This is a genomic window from Kribbella sp. VKM Ac-2566, from assembly GCF_004366005.1.
GTDB classification, from domain to species: Bacteria; Actinomycetota; Actinomycetes; order Propionibacteriales; family Kribbellaceae; genus Kribbella; species Kribbella pratensis.
The window spans coordinates 166,139-178,719 of record NZ_SODT01000014.1; the positions used below are offsets into that span (position 1 = coordinate 166,139).

The window sequence follows — 12,581 nt, forward strand, 5'->3', positions numbered from 1 at the left end:
TGGTGTGTGTGGTGGTGGTGCGTGCGTCCGGTGGGGCGTGCGGAGGTGGTGCGTGCGGTGGTGCATGCATGCGGTGGGTGGGCGTCCTGTGGTGCGTGCGATGGGGTGGGCGTGCGGAGGTGGTACGTGCGGTGGTGCGTGCGTGCGTCCGGTGGGGTGGGGCGGTGCTGGTTCGTGCATGCGATGGGTGGGGCGTCCTGTGGTGCGTGCGATGGGGTGGGGCGTGCGGAGGTGGTACGTGCGGTGGTGCGTGCATGCGGTGGGGCGTGCTGTGGTGCATGCGATGGGGTGGGCGTGCGGGAGGTGGTCCGTGTGGTGTTGCGTGCGTGCGTGCGATGGGATGGGGCGTGCGGAGGTGGTACGTGCGGTGGTGCGTGCATGCGGTGGGTGGCGTGCGGAGGTGCGTGCGATGGGGTGGGGCGTGCGGAGGTGGTACGTGCGGTGTGCGTGCGTGCGTGCGGAGGTGGTACGTGCGGTGTGCGTGCGTGCGGTGGGTGGGACGGGTGGTGGTGCGTGGGGTGGGGTGGGTGGGTTGTATGTGCGGTGGGGTTGGGGCGGGGTGGGGTGTGGTTAGCGGTGGGGGCGGTGGGGTGGGGGTGCGGTGGAGGAGCGGATTACCAGTTCGCCTTGGAGGTGGGTGGTGGCGGTGGTTACTCGGGGGGTGAAGCGTTCCCAGGCTTGGCGGCCCAGTTCGATGGTGGAGACGGCGTACGTCGTCAGGCCGGGGTCGGTGTGGGCACTCATGGGGGCGTTGTCGATACCGGCGACGGAGATGTCGCCGGGGACGGAGAGACCGAGGTCGCGCAGGCGGCTGAGGACGCCGACGGCGACGTGGTCGTTGAAGCAGATCATCGCGGTCGGCTTGTACGTGAGCGCCTCGTCCACCGCGTCCTGTCCGTCGACGGGCGTCGAGCCGCACGGCACCCGGAAGATCGTGAGACCGGACGCCTCCGGTGAGCGGAAACCGCGTTGGCGTTGCTGATCGGACCACGCGGCAGTCGGGCCCTGCAGGTACGCGATCCGCTTGTGCCCGAGTGACGCCAGATGTTCGCAGAGCGCGCGGACGCCGAGGTGGTAGTCGACGACGACCGATCCGACCGCTGAATGCCGCAGTACCCGGTTGATCAGGACGAGCCGGCGTGCAGCCTCGGCGACCTCGCGCAGGCGGGGCGTACTCATCCGGGGCGCGCACAGCAGCAGCCCGTCGACCCAGCGGGCGAGCTCGATCGCGGAGCGGTACTCCTGCTCAGGGTCCTCGTCGGTGCCGGCGACCAGCGTGTGGTGTTCGGTGGCGGCCGCCTCGGAGGCGACACCCTTGAGGATCTCGGCGAAGTACGGATTTCCGAGGTCCGGTACGACGACGCCGACCGTCCGGCTGCTGCCGCGCAACAGCGTCTGGGCCGCCGGGTTCGGCCGGTAGCCGACGTCCTGGGCGGCGACTCGAACGCGGTCGGCGACCTCCGGCGACACCGGCTTGCCGCCGCTCAGCACCCGCGACACGGTCGCCGTCGAGACCTCGGCCAGCCGCGCCACGTCATGGATCGTGGGGCGGGCAGCGCGGTCCACAGCGGGCTCCGAAGATCGATACCGTCTCACCGGCCCATTGGACCATGATCCCAGCCCGGATCGCTGCCGGTAGCTTGATGTAAACCTTTTCCCGATTTCCCCGGACAAGCCCTTGACGTCAATGCGCAACACTGCGACGGTAGCCAGGAAAAGGATTACCCGCCCACCGCCCCGGGCTCTGTTGTGGCGGTCCGCGCGAGGAGAACGCCGTGCGAAATCGCCTGTTGAGTCTGTGTCTGGTGATCCTGGCCGGAGCGGGCCTCCTGACAGCGTCAGCCAGTACGGCGGCAAGTACAGCAACAGCCGCGAACCCGGCGACGTACGGACCGTTCGATCCGCGGATCGAGCTCGACGGGCACTGGGGCCGGGACGACGACGTCGCGATCACCGTGAACTCCGGATCCTCGGTCCGCTTCCGGTTCACCGGCTCGCACCTCGGCGCACTGCTCGACACCGCGTCGATCACCGTCCCGGCCCAGTTGTACGTCGCGATCGACGGCCAGGCGCCCGTACTGCACAAGGCCGACGCGGACCACAAGGTGTTCGCCGACAACCTCGACCCGACGGTCGCGCACACCGCGGAGATCGTGGTCAAGGACGTCGACGAGTACGAGAACCGCTGGAACGTCCCTCTGCAGACTGGGGTCGTACTGGAGAAGATCGAGCTTGCCCCGGACGCCAAGCTGATCCCGCTGCAGACGACCGCCGAGCACCGCATGGAGTTCTACGGCGACTCGATCACCCAAGGCGTGATGGCGCTCTGCGCCGAGCTCGGGACGGACTGCGCGGACGGCACCAAGGCGTACCCGCACCTGGTCGGCCAGGCGTTCGGCGCGGACACCAACCAGGTCGGCTTCGGCAAGCAGGGCATCATCCAGCAAGGTCACGGCAACGTCGGTACGGCGTCCGAATCGTTCGGCTGGAACCTCGCCGGCTTCCCGGCCGCACCCTTCGACCCCGGCGCGGTCGTCGTCAACTTCGGCACGAACGACGCGGCGTCGACGAGCGCCGAGTTCACCCCGGCGTACCTGGCCTACCTGCGGAAGATCCGCGCGGCCGACCCGCAGGCGCTGATCGTTGCCCTGCGCCCCTTCAACGGCACGCACGCCGACGACATCAAGGCGGCGGTCGCGGCGACGAACGACAGTCGCATCGTGTACGTCGACACGACGGGCTGGCTCGGGCCGGACGACTTCAACGGCAGCACGCACCCGAACGTCCAAGGCCACCAGGTCGCCGCGACCAAACTCACCGCGGTGCTCAAACGTCTGACCGGCTGGTCCACCGGCCCCAGCGGTACGCCGAAACTCGCGCCGCAGGGTCTCGAGGACGCGACGTGCTCGGACACCCCGCTCAGCCTGACGTACCAGGGACCGGTCCGCCTCGGTGTGACCGGCAAGCTGAACATCCACACGGCGGACGGCGAGGTCGTCGACACGATCAGCCTCGCGGACCTCACGTCGTACCACCGGACGGTCGGGAACGCTCGCACGGACTACGGCGAGCTGCACACGTGGACGTACCAGGCGGTCGTGGTCGACGGGCGGACTGTAAAGGTCTACCCGCACCAGCGGCTCAAAGCCGGCCAGGTGTACTACGTGACAGTCGATCCCGGATTCGTGCAAGGCGACCCAGGGATCACGAAGGCGGACGGCTGGCGGATCCGCACCCGCCTGGATCCGAAATCAGACACCCAGCTGACCGTGGGACCGGGCAAGGACTTCTGCACGGTGCAGGCAGCGATCGACTTCGTCGGCGAGGGGCACCAGGCGAGGATCGACGTCGCGCCCGGTCGCTACCGTGAGCTCGTCTGGGTGCCGCCGACCAAACCCGGTCTCGCGATCCGCGGTGCGGGCGCCGGCAAGACCGTGATCGGGTACCCGAACAACAACCTGCTCAACGGCGACTCCGCGATGGGGAACGTCCCGGTCGAGCAATCGTACTGCCAGCGCCGCGTCATCCCGCAGTCGGATCGCTTCAACTGCTGGCGGTCCGCGATGGGCGTGTTCGCCGACGACTTCACGATGACGGACGTGACCGTGCAGAACCTCACGCCGTACCGCGGGTCGCAGGCCGAGGCGTTCTTCGGGAACGGGAGCCGGATCGTGCTGGCGCGGGTCCGCATCCTCGGGTACCAGGACAGTCTCCGCCTGCAAGGACAGGCGTTCGTGACGAACAGCTACGTCGAGGGTGACGTGGACTTCGTCTGGGGGACCGGCGGCGTGTTCATGCAGGACTCGGAGCTGAGGGCGCTGCACGAGGGTTACTACAACCAGGTCCGCAACACCGACAACGGGCCCGGCAACATCTTCGTGCGGGTGCGGCTGACCCGCGCGCCGGAGGTGGCCGACGACAGCGTGTTCCTGGCGCGGGCCGAGCTCAGCCGGTTCCCGACCAGCCAGGCCGTCTTCATCGACTCCGCGATGGACAGCCACGTGAAGAAGACCGGCTGGCAGATCACCAGCCCCAACGACTGCGCGGCCGCCGGTCAGATCCGGTTCTGGGAGTACCACAGCACCGACCTGACCGGTCAGCCGCTCGACACCAGCACACGACTGGCCTGCTCCCGGCAGCTCGGCGACGAGGAGGCAGCGCAGCTGCGCGACCCGTCGTTCGTGTTGGGCGGATGGCACCCGGTTGTTCCCCGCCTCGAAAGGTGATCCATCATGAAGAACGTCAACCGTCGGGCCATTCTCGGAGGTGCTCTCGCCGTGACAGCCGGCAGTGCGACCGGATGGCCGCTCAACGCTGCCGGCGCGGTCGCGACGGAAGTCCCCGCGGGCGGTGTGCAGCCGCATCCGGCGCCACGGCCGGTCGCGCCGGTGAACGCCGAGATCGCGGCTGCCCACGCGGCGACGTACAAGACGCTGCCGCAGGTCGTCGTCGGGGTGGACGTCGAGGAGCTGATGAAGATCCACACCGCCGCCGACGCGGACGCGCTGCGGCCCCAGCTGGTCGCGCAGGTGTGGAAGGACACCGGCGCGTTGCCGACCGGGTTGCCGACGGTACGGCGGGATGTCGGAGTGCCACCGGAGCTGCCCGAGTTCACCGGCGTACGGCGCTACGACAAGCTCGACGTGGCAATGCCGTTCGGGTACGTCGCCACGGTCTTCGTACTCGAGCCGACGCAGAGCACGCACCGGCGGGTCGCGTTCTACCACAACGGGCACGGTGAGGGCCTGGACACCATGCACCGCGTCGCACAGGGCCTGCTCGACCATGGGTACACCGTGCTCCTGTTCGCCATGCCGTTCTACCACTGGAACCCGAAGACGCTGCAGGACCCGGCCGACCCCACCAAGCAGCTGCAGCCGTCGCACAACGACCTGCCGCTGTGGGAGTCGGAGACGTACTCGCCGCTCGCGCTGTTCATGGAGCCGCTGGCCGTCGCGATGAACTACGTCCAGGCGACGTACCGCCCGTCCTCCGTGCAGATGATCGGACTGTCCGGCGGCGGCTGGGCGACGAGCGTGTACCCGGCGCTCGACACCCGGATCACGCGGTCGTACCCGACGGCCGGCTCGCTGCCGTTCTTCGTCCGGCCGGGGTCGCCGAAGCCGAGCCCGACGCGCGGCGACTGGGAGCAGCGGCTGGACAAGCAACCCGGGTTCTACGGGCTGGCCGACTTCCCGGACTTCTACGCGCTCGCCTCGGTCGGGCCGAACCGGCGGCAGATCCAGATCCTCAACCGCTTCGACGAGTGCTGCTTCAACGGCGTCGGGCACCGGTCGTACGAGGCCGCGGTGCGGCAGCGGATCGCCGTGATCGGGACCGATGCGGTGAGCAACGAATCGAACGGCCACTGGGAGTTGCTGGAGGACGCGACCCACGGCGACCACACGATCAGCCCGTACGCGCTGTCGGTGATCCTGTGGGACCTGGACGTCCACTGCGCCCACCTGCCCTGACGGCGAGGGCGGCCCGGCCGAGGCGGGCCGCCCTCATTTCACCTGATCTGGTGAACGTCCTTGACCGGGTGCCCGTTGACGGTCACGGTCTCGAACGTGAGCCCGGCATGTTGCACCGTGCTCGGCTGGTCGACGGTGAAGGTGCAGTCGACCAGCCGGAAGTCCTCGATCCGGGAGTTCCGGTAGCCGCGGAGCAGCAGCGCATTACGCGCGCGCTCGACCTTCACCCCGCGCAGTTCGACGTTCCGGACGTACGGCGTGAGTGGGCCGGCTTCACCTTCACCGCGGTGGAAGTTGCACTGGACAACTTCCTTCAGGACCTCGGAGACGGTGATGTCGCGCAGGTAGACGTTCTCCACGAAGCCGCCGCGGACCGCATTCGTCTTGATGTACAAGGCGAAGTACGGCCCGCCGATCCGGCAGTTGCGGACGTACACGTTGCGGATGCCGCCGGTGAGGTCCGAGCCGAGCGTGATCGCGCCGTACTTGACCCGCAGCTCGCAGTTCTCGATCAGCACGTCCTCGGTCGGTACGTCGACCCGTAGTCCGTCCGCCTCGCGACCGGACTTGAGCGCGATGCAGTCGTCGCCGGCGTCGATGACACAGCCGGAGACGACGACCGAGCGGCACGACTCCAGGTCGATGCCGTCGTTGTTCGGCCCCTGCGAGTCGATGACCAGGTCGCGGATCGTCACGTTGCGGCAGAGCACCGGGTGGATCTGCCAGAACGGTGAACGAACGACGGTCACGCCCTCGATGAGCACGTTGGTGCAGTTGTACGGCTGCACGAAGGACGACCGCAGCCGGTCGCCGGCGTCACGGTCCGCGAGCGGTACGCCGTACCAGCTCTGCTCGCGTAGCCGCTTGAAGTCCTCGTCGCACTCGTGGAACCACTGCCACCACGTGTCCCACGATCCCTGCCCGTCGAGCGTCCCGGTGCCGGTGATCGCGATGTCTGTGCAGCCGTTCGCGTAGATCATCGGGGAGTGGTTGAGCACCTCGAGTCCCTCGTACCGGGTCTCCACGACCGGCAGGTAGTCGGCCGGATCGGTGCTGAACAGCAGCGTGGCACCCTCGCTGACGTGCAGTTCGACGTACGACAGCAGGTGGATCTTTTTGGTATGCCATTCGCCGGGCGGTACGACGACGCGCCCGCCACCGGACTCGTGACAGGCCCGGATGGCGGCCGCGATCCCCGGACCGGCGTCGCTTTCGACCGCGCCGTACGACGTGATCGGGAAGTCGACTGCGGGAAAGGCGGGCGGCCGGACGTCGGCCAGGATGCGGTCGGCGTCAGCCCAGCCGGGGGTCACGTGAGCTGCGCCGGATCCGTGATGAGCTGACCGTTCACGTGGAAGTTCTGGAACGTCAGCTCGGTGTCCTGGATCGAGCTCGCGGCGTCGATGCTGGTGTACGTGCAGTCGATCACCCGGAAGTCCTGGATCGGCGACCGGGGGTACCCGAAGATCGAGAACGCGTTCCGCGCATGGCCGACGTTCACGTTGCGCAGCTCGACGTTCCGCACCCGCGGCGTCAGCGGTCCGACGTCGCCCTCGCTGCGGTAGAAGTTGCAGGACACGACTTCCTTGGTCAGGTTCGAGATCTCGAGGTCGCGCAGGTAGATGTTCTCGGCGAAACCGCCGCGGACCGAGTTCGTCTTGATGTACAGGCCGAAGTACAGGTTCGGGCTGCCGACCGTGCAGTTGCGGACGAACACGTTCCGGACGCCGCCGGTCATCTCGCTGCCGATCGTGATCGCGCCGTACCGGATGTTCAGCGTGCAGTCCTCGATCAGGATGTTCTCCGACGGCACGTTCACGCGCAGACCGTCGGCGCCGCGGCCGGACTTGATCGCGATGCAGTCGTCACCGCAGTTGAACGTGCAGTCCTGGATGTGGACGTACTGCGAGCTCTCCGGGTTGACGCCGTCGTTGTTCGGGCCGCGGCTGTCGATGTGGAGGCCGCGCACCGTGATGTTGCGCGACAGCACCGGGTGCACCTCCCAGAACGGCGAACGCAGGATCGTGACGCCCTCGATCAGCACGTTGCGGCAGGACTGGGTCTCGATGAACGCGGCGCGCAGGTGGTGGCCGTCGCCGAACACCCGATCCGCGACCGGTACGCCGTCCGCCGCCATCTGCTGCAGCGCCTGGGCGTCGGGGCCGGACGGGGTGACCCAGGACCACCAGTTGTCCCAGGTCGCACCGCCGTCGAGCGTTCCGTTGCCGGTGACGGCGATGTTCTCGCAGTTGCGCGCGTAGATGAGCGGCGAGTAGTTCATGCACTCGGCGCCTTCGAAGCGGGTCAGCACGACCGGGAGGTACTGCGCCGGGTCGGTGCTGAAGAGCAATGTGGCGCCGTCGGAGACGTGCAGGTTGACGTTGGACTTGAGGTGAATCGCGCCGGTCAGGAAGGTGCCGGCCGGTACGACGACGCGCCCGCCGCCGGCCTGATGACAGGCGTCGATCGCCTTTGCGATCGCGCCGGTCGCGAGGGTGGTGCCGTCGGGAACAGCGCCGAAGGTGGTGATCGAGAAGTCGCGGGCGCGGAATCGCGGCGGCCGGACGGTGGACAGGATGTGGCCGACATGACCCCACCCGGGCCCCGGGTCGATCCCGGCCGAGGAGCCGAGCTGCGCCGCCGCAGTACCGCTTCCCGCACTGCCGCTTCCGGTGCCTGCGCCCGCGCCTCCCGCGGCGGCAGGGCCGGCGCCGAGGCTCGCGGCCGTGCCCGCGAGGGCCGCGGCACCGCCCAGGCGGAGGAAGTTCTTCCGAGTCAGGTCGTCCATGTGAGGCTCCTTCAGTTGTCGACGCGGGCGCCGTTGATCCAGACCTGATCCAGGCGCAGTCCCTCGACGTTCTCGATCACGTTGTCCTCGGTGATCGCGTCGAAGCGGCACTGGTGCAGGTGGATGTCGCGCAGCGGGTCGTCGGTGAGGCCGAGCAGATTGAGGGCGCGCGGCGCGGACGCGACGGTGAGCTGGCTGATCGTGATGCCGTGCACGTCCGGCGGGTACGCCCCGGTGGTCACGTTCGCGTAGTTGAGCACGATCTCGATCGCCGAGTCGGCGGCCTGCCCGACCGTCACCCGGCGTACGTCGATGTTGGTGATGGTCCCGCCGCGGGCCGGATTGCTCTTGATCCGGATCGCGCGCTCGAGGTGCGGGCTGCTCATCCGGCAGTCGCGGACGAAGATGTCCATCACGCCGCCGCTGGTCTCGCTGCCGGCCGTCACGCCGCCGTTCCCGTCGGCCATCTCGCAGTTCCGCACGACGGCGTACCGGGCCGGCACGTTCACCCGCCGGCCGTCGGCGTCCTTGCCGGACTTGAACGCGATGCAGTCGTCGCCGGTGGAGATCGTGCAGTTCTCGATCAGTACGTCGGTGCAGGACTCCGGGTCGATCCCGTCGTTGTTCGGGCCGTCCGGGCTGTCGACCGTGACGCCGCGGATCGTGACGTTGCGGCAGAGCACCGGGTGGATGTTCCACATCGGCGAGTCCTTGACCGTGATGCCGTCGAGCAGCACGTTCTCGCAGCGGTTGAACTGCAGCAGGTTCGGCCGGAGATTGTGACCCGCGCCGAACACCCGCTCCTCGACCGGAACGCCTGCCGCCGCCATCTGGATCAGCAGCGTCTTGTCCGGGCCCTCGTTCGGCGGCGGCCCGCCGGTCCAGTCCCACCAGTGCGTCGCGTCGGCGCGACCGTCGAGCACACCCTGCCCGGTCACTGCGATGTCGTGCTGACCGTACGCGTAGACGAAGGCGGAGTAGTTGTAGCACTCCGTGCCCTCGTAACGCGTCGCGACAACCGGGAGGTACGCCGCCGGGTCCTGACTGAACGCCAGTCGCGCACCGGCCGCCAGGTGCAGGTCGACGCGGCTGAGCAGGTGTACGGCGCCGGTCCGGTAGTCACCTGCCGGTACGACGACGTGTCCGCCGCCCTGCCGGTGACAGGTCTCGATCGCCGCGCGGAGTGCCGCCGTACAGTCGGTCGCGTCGTCGCCGACCGCGCCGAAGTCGGTCACGTCGTACCAGCGGTCCGGGAAGCGCGGCGGGCAGATCCTTCGCAGGATCGCGGCCACTTGCGCGTCCGGTGCGGTTTCGGCGGCGGCCGGGGCGGTACCGCCGCCGAGCAGGGATCCACCAGCGAGAGCAGCTCCACCGGCGAGCAGGACAGTACGGCGACTAACGGGGGCGGTCATCCGCGGCTCCTAGCGTGCAAACGATTGCAACCGATCGTGCCTTTCATGCGTTGGGCTGTCAACGCCTGGCTGTGGACGAAGGCTTGACCGGCCCCGAATCTCTTGGATACTTGCGGGCAAAGCTTTACCTCACCCGCCCCTGAGGAAGGTTGTCCTATGCGTCCCACTCGTCGTCAGCTGCTCGGTGTCTCACTCGGAGGGGTGGTTGCTGCCGGCATCGGACTGCCCGCGGCCGCCGCCGATCAGGAGGCTCTCGTCAGAGCGCGGATCCGGCCGCCGCGGTTCCGGGACGCCTGGTTTCCGATCACGGCGTACGGCGCGACGCCCGACGACGCGACCGCTGGGATCGCCGCGGCCATCTCCGCCTGCCATCACGCCGGTGGCGGGCATGTCGTCGTACCGCCGGGGGTGTGGCAGACCGGTGCGATCAACCTGTTGAGTCACGTCGACCTGCACCTGGAGGAAGGCGCGACGCTGCGGTTCAGCACCGACCCGGCGGCGTACCTGCCCGTCGTCCGGACGCGGTGGCAGAGCGTCGAGGTGTACAACTACTCGTCGCTGATCCGCGCCGAGGGGCAGACCGACATCGGCATCACCGGCAAGGGCACGCTCGACGGTGCCGGCGACAACGAGCACTGGTGGTACCTGATCGGCAGCGGTCAGTACGGCTGGCACACCGGCCTGCCGAACCAGCGCGCCGACTGGGGCGAGCTGGAGCGGATGAACAACGAGCAGGTCCCGGTCGAGCAGCGTGTCTTCGGTGCGGGGCACTACCTCCGTCCGAGCTTCATCCAGCCGTTCCGGTGTACGAACGTGCTGATCGAGGGCGTGACCGTGAAGGACTCGCCGATGTGGACGATCCATCCGCTCGAGTGCCGCAACGTCACCGTCCGGGGCGTCACCGTCAGCAACCTGGGCCCGAACGGGGACGGCTGCAATCCGGAGTCCTGCACCGACGTACTGATCCGCGACTGCACGTTCGCGACCCACGACGACTGCATCGCGATCAAGTCCGGCCGGGACGCCGACGGACGCCGGCTCGGGCTGCCGTCGCGCGGGATCATCGTGGAAGACTGCACGTTCCTCAGCGGTGGCGCCGCGGTCGCCGTCGGAAGCGAGATGAGCGGTGGCGTCGAGGACGTGTTCGTACGGCGTTTGTCCGCGCCGGCCGATCCGGCAGCCGACGAGGCCTACCTGCAATGGCTGCTCTGCGTGAAGTCGACCTCGACCCGCGGTGGCTATGTGCACAATGTCGATGTCCGCGACGTGGATTCGCGGGCCTGGATGTATCGTCCTTTGGAGGTTACTTTCAGCTACCAGGGAGGTGGCGACCAGTCGCTGTTCCCGGACGTGCACGGCATCCGCTTCGACCGGGTCCGGGTGGCCCGCGCCGAGCGGGCGTACCGCATCGTGGGAGCGGAAACGAAGCACATCACCTCGGTGGCGATCACCGACAGCCGGTTCGACGAAGTCGCGGCGGAAGCTGTCGTACAGTACGCCGACGACGTGACGATCCGGAACGTGCGGATCGGCCAGACTTAAGGAACATGGGCTGAGAGGAAGACAGTGGCGGAACGGGTTCGGTTGATCGACGTGGCACGCGAGGCCGGTACCTCGGTCTCGACGGTGTCGCGGGCGCTGAACGGTTCGGACCTGATCTCGCCCGAGGTGGTCGCGCATGTGCGCGCGGTCGCCGGCCAGCTGGGGTACCGCGCCGACAAGCGAGCGCAGGAGTTCAAGCTCGGTCGCCCGCTGACCGTCGGCGTGACGGTGCCGGACCTGACGAACCCGTTCTTCTCCGAGGTTCTGAAGGGCCTCAACGCTGCCGCGCGGGCCGGTGGGTACCGGCTGCTGATCGGCGAAAGCAGTGAGGACCCGGCCGAGGAGTTGCGACTCGTCGACGAGCTCGTCGACTACTCCGGCGCGCTGGTGCTCTGCAGCTCGCGACTGACCCGCGCCGGCCTGGAGAAGGCGCTGGCGCAGCCGGTGCCCGTGGTCTGCATCAACCGCACCGTGAAGAACGCCGGCGTGGTCGCGATCGACTACCGCGCCGCCTCGCGATTGCTGCTCGAGCATCTCACCGGCCTCGGTCATCGCAGGGTGCTGTATGTCGGCGGTCCGGCCACGTCCTGGTCCGATGGCGAGCGCCGACGGACGTTGCGTCGTACGGCGCGGGCGCTCGATGTGACTCTGGACGAGATCGACGGGGGCTGGTCCGGCAACCACGGGTACGACGCCGGCCCGACGGTGCTGCACAGCCGGGCGACCGCGGTGATCACCTTCAACGACCTGGTCGGGATCGGCCTGCTGAGCTGGATGTACGACAACGGCGTCGAGGTGCCGTCCGAGCTGTCGGTCGCGTCGTACGACGACATTCCGATCGCGGCGTACTCGCGGCCGCCGTTGACCTCGTTGCGCAACGAGCGGGCCAAGCTGGGCGAACTCGCCTGGGAACAGCTGACCAAGCGGCTCGCCGGCGCCGACTGGCCGGCGCCGGACCTGCTCACCCCGGAGCTCGTGGTGCGCGCCAGCACCGGCCCAGCACGGCGACGAGCGAGGATCCGCGCAAGCTGAGCCCCGGCACACCACTCCGGCGCGCACTCCCCGCGCGCACTCCCCGCGCGCACTCCCGTGCGCCACTCCACGTGCGCCACTCCCCGCGCGCACTCCCGTGCGCCGCTCCACGTGCGCCACTCCCCGCGCGCACTCCCGTGCGCCGCTCCACGCGCGCGCTCCACGCGCGCGCTCCACGCGCGCGCTCCACGCGCGCCACTCCACGCGCGCGCTCCACGCGCGCGCTCCACGCGCGCGCTCCACGCGCGCCACTCCACGCGCGCGCTCCACGCGCGCGCTCCACGCGCGCCACTCCACGCGCGCGCTCCACGCGCGCGCTCCACGCGCGCCACA

The 12,581-nt window shown here is 68.9% G+C and carries 8 protein-coding genes; 4 read left to right on the top strand and 4 right to left on the bottom strand.

The window, feature by feature from the left end; all coding sequences use genetic code 11:
• Positions 1–570: 570 nt before the first annotated feature.
• Positions 571–1,566: a LacI family DNA-binding transcriptional regulator gene (locus tag EV647_RS34760; RefSeq protein ID WP_134010696.1), complete on the bottom strand. Its 996-nt coding sequence runs from the start codon at positions 1,564–1,566 to the stop codon at positions 571–573.
• 209 nt (positions 1,567–1,775) lie between these two features.
• Between EV647_RS34760 and EV647_RS34765 the strand changes: the two genes are divergently transcribed.
• Together EV647_RS34765 and EV647_RS34770 are read left to right on the top strand one after the other, a co-directional pair.
• Positions 1,776–4,226 carry a pectinesterase family protein gene (locus EV647_RS34765; protein ID WP_134010698.1) on the top strand — a complete coding sequence of 817 codons (2,451 nt, stop codon included), beginning with the start codon at positions 1,776–1,778 and terminating at the stop codon, positions 4,224–4,226.
• A 6-nt stretch (positions 4,227–4,232) separates the two neighbouring features.
• Positions 4,233–5,474, top strand: coding sequence for a hypothetical protein (locus tag EV647_RS34770; protein WP_134010700.1), 1,242 nt, complete (start codon positions 4,233–4,235; stop codon positions 5,472–5,474).
• 38 nt (positions 5,475–5,512) lie between these two features.
• Here the strand turns inward: EV647_RS34770 and EV647_RS34775 are convergent, their stop codons facing one another.
• The 3 genes from EV647_RS34775 to EV647_RS34785 are packed head-to-tail and all read right to left on the bottom strand — an operon-like array spanning position 5,513 to position 9,674.
• A complete protein-coding gene (locus tag EV647_RS34775; protein WP_134010702.1) occupies positions 5,513–6,787 on the bottom strand; it encodes a glycoside hydrolase family 28 protein in 1,275 nt (424 codons plus the stop codon).
• Positions 6,784–8,262: a glycoside hydrolase family 28 protein gene (locus tag EV647_RS34780; protein ID WP_134010704.1), complete on the bottom strand. Its 1,479-nt coding sequence runs from the start codon at positions 8,260–8,262 to the stop codon at positions 6,784–6,786. The genes EV647_RS34775 and EV647_RS34780 overlap by 4 nt, the downstream gene beginning before the upstream one ends.
• Positions 8,263–8,273: 11 nt before the next feature.
• A complete protein-coding gene (locus EV647_RS34785; protein WP_202876418.1) occupies positions 8,274–9,674 on the bottom strand; it encodes a glycoside hydrolase family 28 protein in 1,401 nt (466 codons plus the stop codon).
• A 156-nt stretch (positions 9,675–9,830) separates the two neighbouring features.
• On the opposite strand from EV647_RS34785, the gene EV647_RS34790 reads away from it, so the two are divergent.
• Both EV647_RS34790 and EV647_RS34795 read left to right on the top strand, forming a co-directional pair.
• Positions 9,831–11,216, top strand: a complete 1,386-nt coding sequence (locus tag EV647_RS34790; RefSeq protein WP_134010706.1) for a glycoside hydrolase family 28 protein — start codon at positions 9,831–9,833, stop codon at positions 11,214–11,216.
• Between the two features lie 24 nt (positions 11,217–11,240).
• Positions 11,241–12,248: a LacI family DNA-binding transcriptional regulator gene (locus EV647_RS34795; RefSeq protein ID WP_134010708.1), complete on the top strand. Its 1,008-nt coding sequence runs from the start codon at positions 11,241–11,243 to the stop codon at positions 12,246–12,248.
• Positions 12,249–12,581 lie beyond the last annotated feature (333 nt).